General features: G+C 69.8%; 13 protein-coding genes. 7 read left to right on the top strand and 6 right to left on the bottom strand.

Annotated elements, in window-relative coordinates; genetic code table 11:
• The first annotated feature begins 1 nt into the window (after window position 1).
• The gene (ccsB, locus tag KEC57_RS03910; RefSeq protein ID WP_229383212.1) at window positions 2–1,087 is read left to right on the top strand and encodes a c-type cytochrome biogenesis protein CcsB; all 1,086 of its coding nucleotides are present in this window, start codon (window positions 2–4) and stop codon (window positions 1,085–1,087) included.
• 4 nt (window positions 1,088–1,091) lie between these two features.
• On the top strand, window positions 1,092–1,883 hold the full coding sequence (locus KEC57_RS03905; protein WP_229383211.1) for an inositol monophosphatase family protein: 792 nt from the start codon (window positions 1,092–1,094) through the stop codon (window positions 1,881–1,883).
• 65 nt (window positions 1,884–1,948) lie between these two features.
• On the opposite strand, the gene KEC57_RS03900 is transcribed toward KEC57_RS03905, so the two are convergent.
• The 3 genes from KEC57_RS03900 to KEC57_RS03890 all read right to left on the bottom strand — a co-directional run bounded on the left by KEC57_RS03900 (window position 1,949) and on the right by KEC57_RS03890 (window position 7,462).
• The gene (locus KEC57_RS03900; RefSeq protein WP_229383210.1) at window positions 1,949–2,446 is read right to left on the bottom strand and encodes a nitroreductase/quinone reductase family protein; all 498 of its coding nucleotides are present in this window, start codon (window positions 2,444–2,446) and stop codon (window positions 1,949–1,951) included.
• 97 nt (window positions 2,447–2,543) lie between these two features.
• Window positions 2,544–4,559: a YhgE/Pip domain-containing protein gene (locus KEC57_RS03895; protein ID WP_229383209.1), complete on the bottom strand. Its 2,016-nt coding sequence runs from the start codon at window positions 4,557–4,559 to the stop codon at window positions 2,544–2,546.
• Window positions 4,556–7,462 (bottom strand): MMPL family transporter, encoded by a 2,907-nt coding sequence (locus tag KEC57_RS03890; protein ID WP_229383208.1) that lies wholly within the window; start codon window positions 7,460–7,462, stop codon window positions 4,556–4,558. The genes KEC57_RS03895 and KEC57_RS03890 overlap by 4 nt, the downstream gene beginning before the upstream one ends.
• A 135-nt stretch (window positions 7,463–7,597) precedes the next feature.
• Here KEC57_RS03890 and KEC57_RS03885 point away from each other — a divergent pair, with 135 nt between their 5' ends.
• Window positions 7,598–8,242, top strand: a complete 645-nt coding sequence (locus KEC57_RS03885) for a TetR/AcrR family transcriptional regulator (RefSeq protein WP_229383207.1) — start codon at window positions 7,598–7,600, stop codon at window positions 8,240–8,242.
• A 32-nt stretch (window positions 8,243–8,274) separates the two neighbouring features.
• On the opposite strand, the gene KEC57_RS03880 is transcribed toward KEC57_RS03885, so the two are convergent.
• The 3 genes from KEC57_RS03880 to KEC57_RS03870 form a co-directional block, all read right to left on the bottom strand.
• Window positions 8,275–9,288, bottom strand: coding sequence for an o-succinylbenzoate synthase (locus KEC57_RS03880; protein ID WP_229383206.1), 1,014 nt, complete (start codon window positions 9,286–9,288; stop codon window positions 8,275–8,277).
• Between the two features lie 76 nt (window positions 9,289–9,364).
• Window positions 9,365–11,026 carry an alpha-amylase family protein gene (locus tag KEC57_RS03875; protein WP_229383205.1) on the bottom strand — a complete coding sequence of 554 codons (1,662 nt, stop codon included), beginning with the start codon at window positions 11,024–11,026 and terminating at the stop codon, window positions 9,365–9,367.
• A complete protein-coding gene (locus KEC57_RS03870) occupies window positions 11,023–11,988 on the bottom strand; it encodes a TIGR03885 family FMN-dependent LLM class oxidoreductase (RefSeq protein WP_229383204.1) in 966 nt (321 codons plus the stop codon). The genes KEC57_RS03875 and KEC57_RS03870 overlap by 4 nt, the downstream gene beginning before the upstream one ends.
• A gap of 135 nt (window positions 11,989–12,123) precedes the next feature.
• Here KEC57_RS03870 and KEC57_RS03865 point away from each other — a divergent pair, with 135 nt between their 5' ends.
• The 4 genes from KEC57_RS03865 (at window position 12,124) to metH (ending at window position 18,005) form a co-directional block, all read left to right on the top strand.
• The gene (locus KEC57_RS03865; protein WP_229383203.1) at window positions 12,124–12,459 is read left to right on the top strand and encodes a PadR family transcriptional regulator; all 336 of its coding nucleotides are present in this window, start codon (window positions 12,124–12,126) and stop codon (window positions 12,457–12,459) included.
• Window position 12,460: 1 nt separating this feature from the next.
• Window positions 12,461–13,426: a permease prefix domain 1-containing protein gene (locus KEC57_RS03860; protein WP_229383202.1), complete on the top strand. Its 966-nt coding sequence runs from the start codon at window positions 12,461–12,463 to the stop codon at window positions 13,424–13,426.
• 96 nt (window positions 13,427–13,522) lie between these two features.
• Window positions 13,523–14,323 (top strand): LLM class F420-dependent oxidoreductase, encoded by an 801-nt coding sequence (locus KEC57_RS03855; RefSeq protein ID WP_229383201.1) that lies wholly within the window; start codon window positions 13,523–13,525, stop codon window positions 14,321–14,323.
• Window positions 14,324–14,366: 43 nt separating this feature from the next.
• Window positions 14,367–18,005 carry a methionine synthase gene (gene metH, locus KEC57_RS03850; protein ID WP_229383200.1) on the top strand — a complete coding sequence of 1,213 codons (3,639 nt, stop codon included), beginning with the start codon at window positions 14,367–14,369 and terminating at the stop codon, window positions 18,003–18,005.
• The last annotated feature ends 58 nt before the right edge of the window (window positions 18,006–18,063 follow it).

Here is an 18,063-nt window from a genome sequence, read left to right as displayed (position 1 = left end):
CATGCCCGAATCCTCTGCCCTCACGCTCGACTCGGTCTCGGTGCTGCTGGTCTGGACGGCGATCGCGGTCTATGCCCTCGCGTTCATCGCCTACGCGGTCGATCTCGCGCGTCGCGGTGCCGTCGCCGTCGATGCCAAGGATGCCGCTGCACAGGCCGTGCGCGCGCGAGAGCTCGCACTGGCCGGTGGCGGGCGCGGCAGCGAGTCGATCGATGCGGTGCGTGCGCAGGAGAAGAAGTCCGAGGCGGCCCTCAACGCCCCGATCGGCAGTCGCGAGCGGCTGGTGTGGGCGCGGATCGGCACCTCTCTGACGGTGCTCGCGTTCCTGTTCCATCTCGGTGGCGACGTCACCCGCGGCATCGCCGCCGGGCGCGTGCCGTGGTCGAACATGTACGAGTTCGCCCTCACCGGAACCCTGCTCGTGGTCGCGGTGTACCTCGGCGTGCTCTTCCGCTACGACCTGCGCTTCCTCGGAACGTTCATCACGGGGCTCGTCGTGATGCTGCTCGGCGGAACCGCGATCTGGTTCTACACCGAGATCGTCCCGCTCATGGATCCGCTCAAGTCGGTGTGGCTGGTCATCCACGTCTTCGTCGCCTCTCTCGCAACGGCGCTGTTCGCCCTCGCCTTCGGGTTGTCGGTGCTGCAGCTCATGCAGGCGAGGCGGGAGCGCAAGACGCTCGCTCTGGCGCGCGCCACGGCGGAGGGGGCGGATGCCGCGGCCCTCGCGAGCGCGCGGAAGACCGGTCCCGGATTCCTCAAGACCCTTCCCGGCACCGACGCGCTCGAGTCGCTCGCCTACCGCTTCGCGATCCTCGGCTTCATCTTCTGGACGTTCACGCTCATCGCGGGATCCATCTGGGCCAACGACGCGTGGGGCCGGTACTGGGGCTTCGACACGAAGGAAGTCTGGACCTTCGTGATCTGGGTGCTCTACGCCGGTTACATCCACGCCCGCGCCACGCGCGGCTGGCGCGGCTCGCGCTCGGCGTGGCTGTCGATCATCGGGTTCACCGCCGTGATCTTCAACTTCACGATCGTGAACATGTTCTTCAAGGGCCTGCACGCCTATTCGGGCCTGAGCTGAGTCGATGGGGCCGAGCGACGCCGAAGTCGCCGTGCTCGCCGCACAGGCGGGCGGTGCGGTGGTTCGCCGGGACTACGCGGGAGTGCATGCCCGCTACGCGAAGCGGGGGATCGACTTCGCGACGCAGACCGACATCGACGCGGAGCGGGCGATCCTCGACGTGCTTCGTCGGGAGCGCCCCGATGACGCCGTCCGTGGTGAGGAAGTGGGGCTGATCGAAGGCAGCCGGAGCTCTCGGCGATGGCTCGTGGACCCGCTCTGCGGGACCCTGAACTTCGCCGCGGGCACCCCGCTGGTCGCTGTCAATGTGGCGTTGACGGATCAGGCCGAGGTGATGGCAGCCGCCGTGGTGGATCCCCTCGCCGAGCGGATCCTCTGGACCGATGGCACGGGATCGTTCGAGCGCCGAGCCGGGCAGGACCGGCACCTCGCACCGTGCGCGGTGTCACGGCTCGTCGATGTCAACTGCGATGGTCCCCTCGACCGGAAGTTCATCGGGGGCGCGCTCGTCGCGGATGCGCGATTGCGCGCCGCGTTCGGCCCGCGTGTGATCTCGTCGACACTGGCGGTCGCCTGGGTCGCTTCGGGTCGTCGCGCGGGTTACGTCTCGGACGGTGCGGTCGGCTCGTTCGGTGACAACGTGCATTACGCGGCCGGAATCGCGCTGTGCGAAGCAGCCGGATGCGTCGTCACAGATCTCGAGGGAGGTCCGCTCCGCGCCGGCCGCGGCCTCGTCATCGCGGCGGATGCCCCCACCCACGACGCCCTGCTGGCGATCGTTCGCGCACACCTGTAGCGGCCGGGCGCCCTCGACGCCGGGCGAAGGCGAGGGGTGGTGGCGTGCCAGGTCGCTCGATGCGCTCAGGGCTTCGCGGCGGCGGGCTCCAGCACGACGATCGGCGTCTCGCGCTCGCGTGTGGCCGCGTGCGCATCGAGGTCGTCGCCTCCTTCGAGCGTGCGGAAGACGGCCCAGAGTCGTTCGCGCTCTTCGCCGTTCGCCTCGCGGGCGACGACGTCACGCGCCCCTTCGGGAAGGTCGACGGATGCCTCGGGCCGAGCCTGCAGGTTCAGCCACCACGCCGGCGGCGGCTGACCCCAGCCGTTCATCGCCATCGTGACGAGGTTCGCCCCGTCTTCGAAGTACGCCACGATCGCGATGCGTGCCGTGCCCGAGCGGCGCCCGACGGTGTGCAGGCGCATCATGCCCCACACCCTCGGGGTCGGCCTGCGAAGGCCCAGCCTGCCGCCCGACACGTTGTAGATCGCGCGATGCACGACCCACGCGGCGCGGATGAACCACCGCGGCGGGAGCCGCGCGGATCCGGTCGGGGACGGGGGTTCGGACGATTCGGCGGCCACGCGATGATCATGGTGGCGAGCGGGCGTCAGGGCAAGCCCCCGTCCGGGAACGATGAAGCCCGGCCGACGGATCGGCCGGGCTTCATGCGACTGCGCCTCAGGCGGTGACCGGTGTCGCCTTCAGGAGCGCCCGAGCCGATGTGCTGCGACGGCGGGCGACGACGATGACGGTCGTCGCAAGTCCGAGCAGCGTCCAGATCACCAGACCGGCCAGCGCCGCGCCGAGTCCGTTCGCCGACGTGAGGGCGGCGACCATTCCGTTGTACGCGGGGGCCGTCGGCATGAGCGATGCGATGCCCGAGAGCACTCCCGGAACCGTCGAGACGACGCCGGTGGCCACGGCCAGTACGCCGATGAGCGCGGACACCCACCGTCCTGCGCCGCCGAAGACAGCGACGAGCGCCTGGTTGACGGCGGCGAACGCGATGCCGGCGACCACCGCGACGACGGCGAACGCCGACCATTCCGCCCACGAGAACGATGCGGCCAGCTGTACGACACCTGCGACGAGCAGGCCCTGCAGCGCACCGATTCCTGCGGCCGGCGCGTAGGAGCGCAGCGCGAGCAGCGCCGAGGGTGTCCGTGAGGTGAGCGCGCGTCGCGAGACGGCCTGCAACGCGATGAACGTGCCGAGGCCGCCGAACCACAGCGAGAGCGTCGCCAGCAGAGGAACCGCCGAGGCGCCGAACAGCGACGACCCGACGCCGGTCGCGGCGACCGGATCGGCGACGACCGTCGCGAGGTCGGTAGCCTCGTCGTCGGTGTACGACGGGATGGCGTCGGATGCCGTAGCCAGCCCGTTCGCAAGCTCCGTCGTGCCATCAGCCAGCTGCGCGATGCCGTCGGCGAGGCTCGTGGCGCCGTCGGCGGCCTGGTCGGCTCCTGAGGCGAGCTGCGAGGATCCGGTCGCGAGACCGTTGGCGCCGTCCTGGATTCCGATGACGCCGCCCGCGAGCTGACCGGCTCCCGCCGCGGACTGGTCGATGCCGCCCGCGAGCTGGCTCAGCCCGCTGCTCAGCGTGGCGACGCCTGTCCCGATCTCGCGGAACTGCGCCGCGAACTGTGCGGTGGCCGCGGTGTCGAAGGCGGTGAGGGCTCCTGCCGTGCCCGTGGCGGCGGCATCCGCTCCCGTCGCGGCGCCGACGAGCGTGTCGCAGTACGACTGCGTCGCGCCACTCGCGATGCACCCCTGCGCGATCGCGAGCACTCCGGCGGCGGCCTGCGCGGACTGCGCCGCGACACCCGAGACCTGGTCGGGCACGAGGCCGGTCTGCTCGAGTTGAGCGGCCCCGGCGTTCACGCCGTCGGCGAGCTGCTGCGCTCCACCGGCGGCCTCACGCGTCTTGCCCGCGATCGTCGTCAGGCCGGTCTGCAGCGACGATGCACCGCCGGCGAGCTGGCCGGCGCCGCCGGCGAGCTGGGATGCACCGTCCGCCAGCTGCGCGTTGCCGTCGGCCAGCTGCGAGATGCCGTCGGGGAGGGCCGACGCGCCCTCCGCCGCTCGAGTCGCGCCGTCCGCGAGCTGCGCTGCGCCGTCTGCGGCGGTGCCGAGCTGCTCGCCGAGCGTGGTGAAGCCGAGGAAGACGTTCTCGAGATAGATCGTGGAAAGCTGCGTACCCATCGTCGAGGCGGCCGCGGCCGCCACCTGCGCGGTGATGGCGTCGTCGACGACGAGGCTGTCGGGCGGCGTGGTCACCTGGATGGTCGCCTGCTCGGGCGTCGAGCCCGGTGCGGTCGAGGTCGCCGCGGCCGAGAAGTTCGCGGGAATGGTGATGACGGCCGCGTACGTGCCGTCGGCGAGACCGGATGCTGCGTCCTCGGCATTGGAGATCGTCCAGTCGAGGTTGCTCTCGAGTTCGTCGGATCCTTCGACCAGGCCCGCGGTGAGCTGGCGGCCCAGCGGAATGACCTGATCGTCGATCGTGACGGGCTCGTCCTCGTTCACGATCGCCGCGGAGAGATTGTCGAGGCGCTCGACCGGGTTGTACAGCGCGGCGACGAGGATGCCCCCGATCACCACGGGCAGCAGGAGGACGCCGATCAGCGTCAGCCAGGTGACGGGCCGGCGGGACCGGGATCGCTCGATGGGAAGGGTCGGCTGAGTGGAGGTCATGCGGTCACCTCTGCGGTGGTGGCGGTCTGAAGGGTTCCGGCCTGAAGCGCGATCGCGGTCACATCGGGGCGGTGCGCGTCGGCGAGCAGCGCGAGGGCCGCGCTCTCGGATCGCGCGGTGACGACGAGGGTGAGGGTCGCGGTCGGTGCATCGAGGTCGCCCGCACGCTCCCGCAGGACATCGGCGGCGTCCCGCAGCAGCGCGGCGGCCTGGTCGCGCTCGGCGGCGTCGAGCGTGTCGACGCCGTCGATCACCACGAGGGTGGCGCGGCCGGCGAGGGCGCGGCGTAGGGCCTGCACGCGATCCTCGGCCTCGCCGAGGAGTGCGACGCCGACGTGGGCGCGCACCCAGGCTCCGCGTTCGGGAAGGAGGTGCCCGGCGACGCGCAGGCGCCCGTCCGAGGTGGGGAGGCGGCCTGCGACGGCCAGCGCGAATGCCCGCGCCGCGCGGGGATCGCCGGTGGCGATGAGGGTGCCGCCGCGCTCGACGCGGAAGGCGGCATCCTCGAAGAGCACGACCTCGCCCGCTGCGCGCCCGCCGTCGGCACGCACGGCGACCTTCTCGCCGACGACGGCGACCGTCGTGTCGGGCTCGGGCCAGTCCGCCAGCGCCAGTTCGCGTTCCACGGCCTCGCCCTCGATGTCGAAGTGGGGGAGGATGCGCTCGAGCCAGCGCGGCATCCACCACGCCTTGTCGCCGAGGAGCGCCATGACCGCCGGAACCAGCGTCATGCGCACCAGGAATGCGTCGACGGCGATGCCGACGGCGAGCCCCAGTGCGATGGGCTTGATCGACGCGTCGCCTTCGGGCACGAACGCGGCGAACACCGCGAACATGATGATCGCCGCTGCGCTGACGACCCGTGCCGAGGCGGTGAACCCCGATCGGACGGCGCCGACCGCGATGTCGCGATCGCTGCGCGTCGGGTGCCCCGCGGCCGCGCGGCGGGCATGGACGTAGTCCTCGCGCATACGGCTGACCAGGAAGACCTGGTAGTCCATCGCGAGCCCGAACAGCACGCCCATCAGGATGATCGGCATGAAGCTGATCACGGGTCCCGTGCGGGTCACGTGCAGGACATCGGCGAGCCAACCCCACTCGAACACCGCGGCGACGACGCCGAACGATGCGGCCACCGACAGCAGGTAGCCCAGCGCCGCCTTGATCGGCACCCAGACCGAGCGGAACACGATCATCAGCAGCACCAGGGACAGTCCGACCACGAAGACGCCGAACGGCACGAGAGCGGCGCCGAGGCGATCGGAGATGTCGATGCCGACCGCGGTGAAGCCGGTGACCTTGAGGTCGATGCCGTACTCGTCCTCGAGCTGCGGGGCGAGGTCGCGCAGAGCCCGCACCAGCTCGGCCGTGGCGGGGTCGTCGGGCCCGGTCTCGGGCACGATCTGGATCAGCCCGGTGTCGGCGGTCTCGTTCGGGGTCGAGAGCGCGATCTGCTTGACGCCCGGGACCTGCTCGATCTCGTCGGCGAGGTCGGCCATGAGTCCGAGCGGGTCGGTCGACGTGACGATCGTGCCGGTCATGATGAGAGGCCCGTTCGCACCCGGTCCGAAGTGCTCGGCGGTCAGATCGTAGGCCTGGCGCGCCTGGCTCGACTCGGGCTGCACGCCCGCGTTCGGCAGGGCGAGCGTGAGGCTCGCGGCAGGGATCGCCATGATGCCGAGTGTGAGCACGACCGCGATCGAGGTGACCCACGGGTGCTTCGTCACGAGCATGACCCAGCGGTTGGGCTTCTTCGCGGTGTGCCCCGTCGGGGTGGTGGCGGGCTCTCCCGCGCGCTCGTCGACGGAGGAGGCGTCCGTGTCCTCGGCGCTCGCGCGGCGAGCGGCGAGCGGCACGCCGCGACGCTTCTTGCCGTAGCCCCATCCCACCACGCGACCCTTCGAGAACCCGAGGAGGGCGGGGGTGAGCGTGATCGCGACGACCACGGCGATCGCGACGGCGACTGCGGCCGCGATGCCCATCGTCGTGAGGAACGGGATGCCGGCGAAGCTCAGGCCGACGAGGGCGATGAGCACGGTGACGCCGGCGAAGACGACCGCCGAGCCCGCCGTGCCGGTCGCGCGCGCGGCGGATTCCTCGGGCGCGACGCCGTCGCGCACTTGATCCTGATGTCGCGCGACGATGAAGAGTGCGTAGTCGATGCCGACGGCGAGCCCCAGCATGATCGCGAGCATCGGGGTGGTCGACGACACCGACACGAACACGGTGGCGACGAAGATGAGCGCGATCGCCAGGCCGACGCCGATGAGCGCGGAGACGAGCGGGAACCATGCCACCGCGAACGAGCGGAACGTGACGATCAGCACGAAGAGAGCGATCAGGACACCGACGGCCTCGATGAGCGACAGCGCGGGAACCGAGGTCGAGAACAGATCGCCGCCCATGGCCACCTGCGATCCACCGGGAAGCGATTCGTGCAGATCGGTCGCGACGCCCTCCAGCTCCGTCAGCGTCTCGTCGGAGACATCCGTCGCCTGCCCGTCGAACTGCAGCCGGATGATCGCGGCCGACTCGTCGTCAGACACGAGGCCCGTCACCATCTCGTTGAACGGATCGGTCACGGCGATGACGCCGTCCAGGTCTTCGAGGTGCGAGACCGTTTCGCCGATCGCCGACGCGTACGGGTCGACGTCGACGGTGTCGCCGTCGGCCGCGACGATCACGAGCTGCGCGCTCGTGCCGCTCGCCTGCGGAAAACTGCGGGCGAGCAGTTCGATGCCCTCCTGCGCCTCGGTCCCGGGGATCGAGAAGGAGTTATCGGTGCCGGTCAGGTTCGGCGCCGCGAGGCCGAGAGCGACGCCGAGCAGCAGCAGCCATCCGACCAGCACTCGCCACGGGTGGCGGTACGACCAGCGGCCGAGCGCATACAGAAGAGTCGACACAGCGCCTCCGGGTTCACGGGTGATCAGAACGATCGATACAGCGCTGTATCGGATACATGAGTGTATCGTAGGGCGGGTTGGCCGCCCGAACCTGAATGGTCCGTGTGAAACTGACGGAGGGGAGAGGAGGATCCGATGAGCGATACGGCCGTCACATCACGGCGTCGCGAGGCCACGCGGCAGAAGCTGCTGGATGCCGCCACCCTGGTCTTCGCCGAAGTCGGCCTGGACGCGGCATCCGTCGAGGCGATCTGCGAGCGCGCCGGATTCACGCGCGGTGCGTTCTACTCCAACTTCGACTCCAAGGACGAGCTGTTCCTCGAGCTCGTCGGTGCCGTCGCCCGCCAGCGGGTCGACGCGGTGCGTACGCGCGTGGCCGCGCTGGAATGCGAAGGTGCGCTCGATCGCGTGGCCACCGATGCGCTCGAGATCGTGCAGAGTGTCCTGGACGTCTCTCCCGATGACCGGCTCAGCGTGCTGCTGATGAATGAGATCCGCATCCACGCGCTGCGCACGCCCGCCCTCGCGGCGGCGTACCTCGCGCAGGAGGACGAGATGCTGGTCAGCGTCACGCAGATCATCGCCGACATCGGCGACGCGGGCATGCTGCGGTTCCGCCTGCCTGCCGCCGAGGCGGCCCGCCTCATGCTGACGGTGTGGGAAGGGGCGGCGGTGCGCGCCGTCATGGCCGGTCTCGATGACGTGCAGGTTCGCCGGCGCATCAATGAGGAGCTCGCGCGCGTCGCGCAGCTGATCCTCGAATTCCCCGCCCCGCGCTGAGCGACCCGGCCGTTGCCCGGTCCTCGACGAGTTCAGAGCCCGGCAGGGCCCTCGTCGCCGAGCATGTCGAAGCACCGCTCGAGACGGGCGAGCCACCACTGCCGACGCTCATCGGATGCCGCGCGGGCGTCGAGCAGATCCGGGTTCGGCGCCACGCGGCCGACGGGCAGTGCGCCGCCGCGCGGCACGAGGGTGGGATCGGCGACATCCGCGGTGAACAGTGACGCCGTGCCCAGCCCGCAGTCGTAGTCGAGCTGGGGGAGGGCCGCCGCCAGGGCCACGCCCATAGACAGCCCGACCGAGGTGTCGAGGGCGCTGGAGACCACCGCGGGCAGCCCCGCCGCAGCGACGATGTCGAGGGCGCGGCGCACGCCGCCGAGCGGCTGCGCCTTGATGACGAGCAGATCCGCGGCACCTGCACGCGCGACGGCGAGGGGATCCTCGGCCTTGCGCACGCTCTCGTCCGCGGCGATCGGGATGCCCATGTACTTCACCCGCCGGCGCAGCTCGATCAGTTCGTCGACGCTCGTGCACGGCTGCTCGACGTACTCGAGGTCGAATTCGGCCAGTGCGTGGATCGCGTGCTCGGCCTCGTCGACGTTCCATCCGCCGTTCGCATCGACGCGGATGCGCCCCTCCGGCCCCATCGCCTCGCGCACCGCACGCACACGCGCGATGTCGTCGGCCAGGCGCTGACCGGCCTCGGCGACCTTGACCTTCGCGGTGCGACAGCCGTCGAATCGCGCGAGCACACCGGGAACGGATGCCGCGTCCACTGCCGGCACGGTGGCGTTCACGGCGATCGAGTTCCGCACGGCCGCGGGCTGCGGCATCCATCCGAAGTCGATCGCCGCAGCGAGCCAGGTCGAGGCCTCCGTGTCGCCGTATTCGGCGAACGGCGAGAACTCGGTCCAGCCCTGCGGACCCTCGAACAGCACCGCCTCGCGCACGTCGATGCCGCGGAAGCGCGTCACCAGCGGCAGGGCGACGACCCGGGCCGTTGCGAGGAGGTCGTCGAGCGAGGGGAGAGGTGTCGAGGTGCTCACGCCTCGATCATGCCCCCATGTCTCCTCTTCGTCATGCTGCCGGGCGGGCGCGGCGGAAGGGGGTGGAGCATCCGGGTCAGCCGATCCTTCCGTCACCGGGCCGGGCGACTCGCAGCCAGCGCCAGCCGTACGGCGGCAGATCGATCTCGATCGCCCCGCGCGCGCCGAGCGGAAGCCGATCCTGACTGAAGAGGTCGCTCAATTCGGTCCCCTCGACCTCGTCCGGCAGCGCGAACCGCACCCGCGCCGGTTCGTCGGCGAAATTGTGGAGCGCGATCATCCGGCCGACGTCGGCGCGCACCGAATGCGCGAGCACGGCGGATGCCTCGTGGTCGAGGAGTTCGACCTCGCCCCAGCCGATCTCGGGCGAGATCCGATACCGGGCGGCCAGCCGGCGGACGAAGTGCAGGAGCGAGTTCTCGTCGTTGAGCTGGTCGGAGGCATTGACGTGCCGCGGGCCGTACCCGCCTTCGGGGGGCCGCGCGGCGAGCCGTGAGGGCGCTGCGTCGGAGAAGCCGCCATTGCGATCATCGCTCCACTGCATCGGCGAGCGGACCGCCAGGCGGCCCGCGGTGTCGGGGTTCTCGCCCATCCCGATCTCCTCTCCGTAGAAGAGCACGGGCACCCCAGGGAGCGAGAAGAGCAGGCTGTAGACCATGCGGATCCGTCGAGGGTCGCCGGCGAGCATCGTCGGAAGTCGGCGGGTGATGCCGCGGTCGTACACGCGCTGCCTCTCGTCGGGGGCGAAGGCTTCGAACACCTCTTGCCGCTCCGCTTCGGTGAGTTTGTCCAGCGTGAGCTCGTCGTGGTTGCGCACGAAGTTCGCCCACTGCGCCTCCGGCGCGATCGTCGGCCGTGCGCGGAGAGCCTTTTCGAGCGGTCGGGGATCGGAGCGGGCCAGCGAGAGATACAGCGCCTGCATGCCGATGAAGTCGAACTGAAGCGTGAGCTCCTCGCCCTTGTCGCCTCCGAAGTACGCGAGCTGGTCGCGGTAGGGAAGATTCACCTCGCCGAGGAGGACGGCTTCGCGCGACCGGCGCCTAAGGAACCGACGCAGGTCTCGGAGGTACTCGTGAGGGTCGGCGAACTCCGCTCCTTCGGGCACCTCGATCAGGAAGGGCACGGCGTCGACACGGAAGCCGGAGATGCCCAGCTGCAGCCAGAACCCGATCGTCTTCGCGATCTCGTCGCGCACCGACGGGTGGGCGATGTTGAGGTCGGGCTGGTGCCGGTAGAACGTGTGCAGGTAGTACTGGCCGCTCTTCTCGTCGAGCTCCCACAGCGTCTTCTCCTCGCCGGGGAACACCGTGTTGACGTTGTTCGCCGCAGGCTCGTCGCGCCAGACGTAGAAGTCCCGGAAGCGCGACGACCGCGATCGGCGCGCCGCGACGAACCACGGATGCCGGTCAGACGTGTGGTTGACGACCAGGTCCACGATCACACGGATGCCGCGGTCCCGTGCCGAGCGCACGACCTCGACCAGATCGCCGTGCGATCCGAGCCGGGGATCCACCCCGTAGAAGTCGGTGACGTCGTATCCGTCGTCGCGGTCCGCTGTCGGGTAGAAGGGCATCAGCCACAGGCAGGTGACGCCGAGGTCGGCGAGGTAGTCGATGCGGTGCGCCAGCCCGGCGAAGTCGCCGATCCCGTCACCGTCGTGGTCGAGGTACGTCTCGACGTCGAGGCAGTAGATGACGCTCGTCTTCCACCACAGGTCACTCGTATCGGTGATCTTCACAGCTTCCTCCGCAGGGTGGGGAGCAGCTCGGAGTGGGCGCGGTCGAGGAATTCGCGCTGATCCTTGCCCACGTGGTGCAGGTAGACGCGGTCGAACCCGATGCGCGCCAGGTCGGCGATGCGCTCCGCGAGGGTGAAGGCATCCGCGTCCACGAGGACGGCCCGCCGCAGCTCGCCCTCGTCGGGGTCGGCGACGGCCGCGTCGAAGTCCTCGGGCTGGTCGAAGTCCCACGCGCGCGGCGGTCCGATGAGTCCGTTCGGCCATTGGTCCTTCGCGAGCGCGAGGGCCGCGGCATCCGTCTCCGCCAGCGACAGGTGCACCTGGAGCACGCACGGACCCTCGCCGCCGTTCGACCGGTAGGCATCGACCACCCGGCGGAGCGCGGCCGGGTCCTGGGCGACGGTGGCCAGTCCGTCGACGCGCCCCGCCAGCCGCGCCGCCGTCTCTGCGCTCACCGCGGCGCCGAGCAGCGGCGCCGTTGCCGAGGGGAGCGACCACACCCGTGCACGGTGCACGCGCACGTGACCGTCGTGGGTGACCTCGTCACCGGCCAGCAAAGCCCGCATCACCTGCAGCGATTCGTCGAGTCGGGCGTCGCGGTCGCCTTTCGAGGGCCACGGATCCCCGGTGACGTGCTCGTTCATCGCCTCGCCGCTGCCGAGCGCCGTCCAGAAGCGTCCGGGGAACATCTCCTCGAGCGTCGCGATCGCCTGCGCGATCACGACGGGGTGGTACCGCTGGCCGGGGGCAGTGACGACGCCGATCGAGAACGACGTGCTCGCGAGCGCCGCGCCCAGCCACGACCAGGCGAATCCGGACTCGCCTTGCCGAACGCCCCAGGGCGCGAGATGGTCCGAGCACATCGCCCCGTCGAATCCGGACTGCTCGGCATCGATGACGGCGCGCAGGAGTGCGCTGGGAGGCAGTTGCTCGTGAGAGGCGTGGTAGCCGACGAAGACCATTCCCCGAGTCTGAGCGGGGCGTGGCGGCCGCTCAAGCCACTTGCGGCCGGCCGAACGGCGCCTGAAACCAACATCGTTGGTATCACTGTGATGTGCCATTGACTATAGTGTGTGACACACAGTACAGTGTGAAGCATGAGTGAATCCGAAGCGCTCGAAACGCACCTGCAGGAACTGCGCCGCGGCACCACCGTCCTGGCGTGCCTGCGGCTGCTCGAGACGCCCGGTTACGGGTACGGGCTTCTGGAAGAGCTGGGACAGCGCGGCTTTCCCACCGATGCGAACACGCTGTATCCGCTGCTGCGACGCCTCGAGAAGCAGGGGCACCTCACGAGCGAGTGGAACACCGACGAGGCGCGGCCCCGCAAGTTCTACCGCACGAGCCCGGCAGGCGCGCGACTGGCTACGGCTCTCACCGACGACTTCCGTGCGATCGCCGCGGCGATCGCGATCCTTCCCCAGGAGGACTGACATGCCCCCCACCACTCTCACCGACCGCTACGTCGACGCGGCGATGCGGACCGTACCCGAAGCCCAGCGGGCGGATCTCGCCGCCGAGCTGCGAGGGTCGATCGACGACCAGATCGAGGCGAGGATCGCGGACGGGCTCGCCCCCGAAACGGCGGAGCGAGCGGTGCTCACCGACCTCGGCGATCCCGACAAGCTGGCCGCGCAGTACACCGACCGGCCGCTGTGGCTGATCGGGCCGCGCTACTTCCTCACCTGGTGGCGACTCACCAAGCTCCTCTGGGCGATCGTGCCGATCTGCGCCGCGTTCGGCGTCGCACTCGGCCAGGTGCTCGCCGGCGCCGGCATCGGCGAGACGATCGGCACGGTGGTCAGCGTGGTGATCGCCGTCATCGTGCACATCGGATTCTGGACGACGCTCGTCTTCTTCATCGTCGAGCGATCCAGCCGCGGCGCCGACGTCGGATTCGTCGGCGAATGGACGCTCGATCAGCTCCCCGAGCCGAAGCAGAAGGGCACCGGGCTGAGCGACCTCGTCGCATCGCTGGTCTTCCTCGCCGTCGCGGCCGGAGCGATCCTGTGGGATCACTTCGTCGGGGTCGTCTACCTCGCAGAGCATGGCGGGTGGATGCCGTTCCTCGCGCCGGGCCTCTGGCCCTGGTGGATCGGCGCGCTGTTCGTCCTCATGGTGCTCGAGGCGCTCCTGGCGGTCTACGTCCATGCGAAGGGCCGGTGGGATCTCGCCTCGGCGACGGTGAACGCGATCCTCAACCTGGCGATCGCCGTCCCGGCGGTGTGGCTGCTCACGCAGCAGCAGCTCATCAATCCGGAGTTCTTCGCGGCGGTGATCCCGGCGGATTCTGCGCAGACCGTCGACACCGTGGTCACGACGCTCTTCGGGTTCGGCATCGTCGCGATCGCGGCGTGGGACACGATCGACGCGTTCCTGAAGGCTCGCCGGGCGCGCTGAGGCGGAGAGCGAAGCGGATGCCGTGGCCTTCGGCATCCGCTTCCCGCCATGTCACCCGCCGGCTCCGCCCTGCCGGGGCAGCCATAGGCTGATTCCATGCCCCTCGTCGATACTCCGGTGCGCCTCGGCGTGCAGCTGCAACCCCAGCACGCCCCGTATGCCGCGTTCCGCGATGCCGTCCGCCGCCTCGAAGACATGGGCGTGGACATCCTGTTCAACTGGGATCACTTCTTCCCGCTCTCGGGCGATCCCGACGGGATGCACTTCGAGTCGTGGACCATGCTCGCCGCGTGGGCGGAGCAGACCGAGCGGGTCCAGTTCGGCGCCCTCGTCAACTGCAACAGCTACCGCAACCCCGACCTGCAGGCCGACATGGCCCGCACCATCGACCACATCTCGGCGAAGAACGGCGGCCAGGGCCGATTCATCTTCGCGACGGGGTCGGGCTGGTTCGCGCGCGACTACGAGGAGTACGGGTACGAGTTCGGCACCGCCGGCTCCCGGCTCGACGACCTTGCGGCCGGGCTCGAGCGCATCGAGACGCGCTGGCAGAGCCTCAACCCCGCGCCGACACGCGAGATCCCGGTCATGATCGGAGGCAAAGGCGAGCAGAAGACGCTGCGCCTCGTCGCCCGCCACGCCGACATCTGGCACAGCTTCGTGCGCCCCGGCGAGATCGCCCACAAGCTCGAGGTCATCGAGCGGTGGGCCGAGCGCGAGGAGCGCGACACGTCGAACCTCGTGATCTCGAACGAGCTCCACCAGCGCGGGCAGGACTTCGCCGACGAACTGTACGACTCGGGCGTGCGCCTGTTCACCCTCGGTTTCCACGGCCCGGACTGGGATTACCACCTGGTGCGGTCATGGCTGCGGTGGCGCGACGCGAAGAACGCGTGACACCCGGCCCGCGTCGGCCCCGACCAGAGACTAAAATCGCGGGGTGACCGGTCCCCTTCTCGAGCCCCGGTTCGCCCTCGACATCGACGGCGTTCCCCGCACCTCCCGCGCGCAGCAGCTGCTCGATGCCGTGCGCTCGCGCGTCGTCATCGCCGATGGCGCGATGGGAACGATGCTGCAGCGCTACGATCTGTCGATCGACGGCGACTTCGCAGGCCTCGAGGGGTGCAACGAGATCCTCAACGTCACCCGACCCGACGTGGTCGGAGCGATCCACGACGCGTATCTCGAGGTCGGTGTCGATGCCGTCGAGACCAATACTTTCGGCGCGAACTGGTCGAACCTCGGCGACTACGGCATCGAGGACCGCATCGCCGAGCTCGCCGAGATCGGCGCGCGCATCGCGCGGGAGCGCGTCGAGGCGGCCGAGGCGATCGACGGACGGATGCGCTGGGTACTGGGATCGATGGGCCCCGGCACGAAGCTTCCGAGCCTCGGCCACACGACGTACGACAACCTCAAGCAGACCTTCGCCCTGCAGGCCGAGGGCCTCATCGACGGCGGCGCCGATGCGTTCCTCGTCGAGACCTCGCAGGATCTCCTGCAGACCAAGGCCGCCGTCAACGCGTGCAAGCAGGCGATCGTGAGCCGCGGCATCCGTCTGCCCATCTTCGTCGAGGTGACCGTCGAGACGACCGGCACGATGCTGATGGGCAGCGAGATCGGCGCGGCGCTGACGGCGCTCGAGCCGCTCGGCGTCGACGCGATCGGTCTCAACTGCGCGACCGGGCCGACCGAGATGAGCGAGCATCTGCGGCATCTCTCCAAGCACGCCGCGGTGCCGATCGCGTGCATGCCCAACGCGGGCCTCCCGGTGCTGGGTGCGAACGGCGCGCACTATCCGCTGTCGCCGGTCGAGCTCGCCACGGCGCACGAGCAGTTCGTGCGCGAGTTCGGGCTGGGTCTCGTGGGCGGATGCTGCGGCACGACGCCCGAGCATCTGGGGGCGGTCGTGGAGCGGCTCGCCCCGTACCGCCAGCTCGGCCGCGAGGCACGTGTCACCGACGTCGATCCCGGTGTCTCGTCGCTGTACCAGCATGTGCCGTTCGATCAGGATGCCTCGTACCTCGCGATCGGCGAGCGCACCAACGCGAACGGATCCAAGGCGTTCCGTGAGGCCATGCTCGAAGGCCGGTGGGACGACTGCGTCGAGATCGCGCGCAACCAGACCCGCGTCGGCGCGCATCTGCTGGACGTCTGCACCGACTACGTCGGCCGCGACGGCTCCGCCGACATGCGCGAGATCGTGTCGCGGTTCGCGAGCGCCTCGACCCTGCCGTTGGTGATCGACTCCACCGAGCCCGCCGTGATCGCCGCGGGACTGGAGCTGATCGGCGGGCGCCCCGTCGTCAACTCGGTCAACTACGAGGACGGCGACGGCCCGGCCAGTCGTTTCGGCCGCATCATGCCGCTCGTGAAAGAGCACGGCACCGCCGTCATCGCCCTCACGATCGACGAGCAGGGGCAGGCGCGCACCGCTCCCGATAAGGTGCGCATCGCCTCGCGCCTCATCGACGAGCTGACCGGTGTGTGGGGCATGCGGGTGAGCGACATCATCGTCGACGCGCTCACGTTCCCGATCGCCACCGGTCAGGAGGAGACCCGCCGCGACGCGATCGAGACGATCGAGGCCATCCGCGAGATCTCGGCGAAGTACCCGGGCATCAACACGACCCTGGGCGTGTCGAACGTGTCGTTCGGTCTCAATCCGGCGGCGCGGAGCGTGCTGAACTCGGTGTTCCTGCACGAAGCCGTCGAGGCCGGCCTCACGTCCGGCATCATCGATGCCGCGAAGATCGTGCCGCTCGCCTCGATCTCGGACGAGCAGCGCCAGGTCGCCCTGGACCTCGTGTGGGATCGCCGTGAGTACGACGCCGACGGCAACATCACCTACGACCCGCTCGCGAGCATGCTCGATCTCTTCGCGGGCGTCGACACGGCCGCCCTCCGCGACCAGCGGGCGGCGGAGCTCGCCGCGCTCCCGGTCGGCCAGCGCCTCGAGCGCCGCATCATCGACGGCGAGGGCAAGGGACTGGAGGGCGACCTCGACCTCGCCCGCGAGGGCGGCCTCAGCGCGCTGCAGATCATCAACGACCATCTGCTGGAGGGCATGAAGATCGTCGGCGAGCGGTTCGGCTCGGGCGAGATGCAACTGCCGTTCGTGCTGCAGTCGGCCGAGGTCATGAAGACGGCGGTCGCGCTCCTGGAACCGCACATGGAGAAGGCGGATGCCTCGGGCAAGGGCCGCATCATCCTCGCGACGGTGCGAGGCGACGTGCACGACATCGGCAAGAACCTCGTCGACATCATCCTCACCAACAACGGTTACGACGTCGTCAACCTCGGCATCAAGCAGCCGATTTCCGACATCATCGCTGCGGCCGAGGAGCACGACGCCGACGTGATCGGCATGTCGGGCCTGCTCGTCAAGTCCACCGTGGTGATGAAGGAGAACCTCGAAGAGCTCCGTTCCCGCGGCCTCGGCACCAAGTGGCCGGTGATCCTCGGCGGCGCGGCGCTCACGCGCGCCTACGTCGAGGACGACCTTGCGAGCCTGTTCGACGGCGAGGTGCGATACGCGAAGGATGCGTTCGAGGGCCTCACGCTCATGGAACCGCTCGTGAAGATCGCGCGCGGCGCCGCGCCCGACTCGGTCGGGCTGCCCCCCCTCAAGAAGCGCATCCACCGTGCCGGATCGCAGCTGACCCTCACCGAGCCCGAGGCGATGCCCGCGCGTTCGGACGTGGCATCCGACAATCCCGTTCCGGTGCCGCCGTTCTGGGGCACCCGCATCGTCCGCGGCATCGCGCTCGCCGACTACGCCGCGTTCCTCGACGAGCGGGCGACGTTCATGGGGCAATGGGGACTCAAGCCCGGACGCGGCGAGGACGGCCTCTCGTACGAGCAGCTCGTCGAGACCGAGGGCCGGCCGCGGCTGCGCTACTGGCTCGACCGGATCCTGGCCGAGGGCATGCTCGACGCGTCGGTCGCGTACGGGTTCTTCCCCGTGGTGTCGGAGGGCGACGACGTCGTGGTGCTTCATCACGGCGACGACGCCGCCGGTGCGCTGGGAACGGCGGGCCTGCTGGCTCCCGACGGCGGCTCGGGCGGCGAGCTCGGCTCGGAGCGGCTGCGGTTCCACTTCCCGCGTCAGCGCCGTGACCGGCACCTGTGCCTGGCCGACTTCGTGCGCTCGCGCGAGTCGGGGAAGGTCGACGTGATGCCCGTGCAGCTCGTGACCGCCGGCGCCCACATCGACACCGTGACCGCGAAGCTCTTCGCCGAGGACAAGTACCGCGACTACTACGAGCTCAACGGACTGGTGATGCAGCTGACCGAGGCGCTCGCCGAGTTCTGGCACGCGCGCATCCGTTCCGAGCTCGGTTTCGCCGGCGAGGATCCCGCCGACACCGCGGGCTTGTTCAAGCTCGAGTATCGCGGCGCGCGCTTCTCGCTCGGCTACCCCGCGTGCCCCGAGATGGAGGATCGGCGCAAGGTCGTCGAGCTCCTGCGCCCCGAGCGAATGGGTGTCGAACTCAGCGAAGAGCTGCAGCTGCATCCCGAGCAGTCGACCGACGCGTTCGTCTTCCACCACCCCGAGGCGAAGTACTTCTCCGTCTGACCGGTGGGCGCCGCCGCGCGATGTCTTCTTTCGTAAGCGCACTTCTCCTGTGGAAGTA

Origin of the sequence: Microbacterium allomyrinae (assembly GCF_020682705.1) — a bacterium.
Classification (GTDB): Bacteria; Actinomycetota; Actinomycetes; order Actinomycetales; family Microbacteriaceae; genus Microbacterium; species Microbacterium allomyrinae.
The sequence above is the reverse complement of the archived record's forward strand: the minus strand, read 5'-3'. Positions and strand labels throughout refer to the sequence as shown.

Bases quoted from the DNA above. Each gene is read 5' to 3' on its own strand.
- ccsB (WP_229383212.1), top strand. From the start codon at position 2: ATGCCCGAATCCTCTGCCCTCACGCTCGACTCGGTCTCGGTGCTGCTG.
- KEC57_RS03905 (WP_229383211.1), top strand. From the start codon at position 1,092: ATGGGGCCGAGCGACGCCGAAGTCGCCGTGCTCGCCGCACAGGCGGGC.
- KEC57_RS03895 (WP_229383209.1), bottom strand. From the start codon at position 4,559: ATGACCTCCACTCAGCCGACCCTTCCCATCGAGCGATCCCGGTCCCGC.
- KEC57_RS03885 (WP_229383207.1), top strand. From the start codon at position 7,598: ATGAGCGATACGGCCGTCACATCACGGCGTCGCGAGGCCACGCGGCAG.
- KEC57_RS03870 (WP_229383204.1), bottom strand. From the start codon at position 11,988: ATGGTCTTCGTCGGCTACCACGCCTCTCACGAGCAACTGCCTCCCAGC.
- KEC57_RS03865 (WP_229383203.1), top strand. From the start codon at position 12,124: ATGAGTGAATCCGAAGCGCTCGAAACGCACCTGCAGGAACTGCGCCGC.
- KEC57_RS03860 (WP_229383202.1), top strand. From the start codon at position 12,461: ATGCCCCCCACCACTCTCACCGACCGCTACGTCGACGCGGCGATGCGG.
- KEC57_RS03855 (WP_229383201.1), top strand. From the start codon at position 13,523: ATGCCCCTCGTCGATACTCCGGTGCGCCTCGGCGTGCAGCTGCAACCC.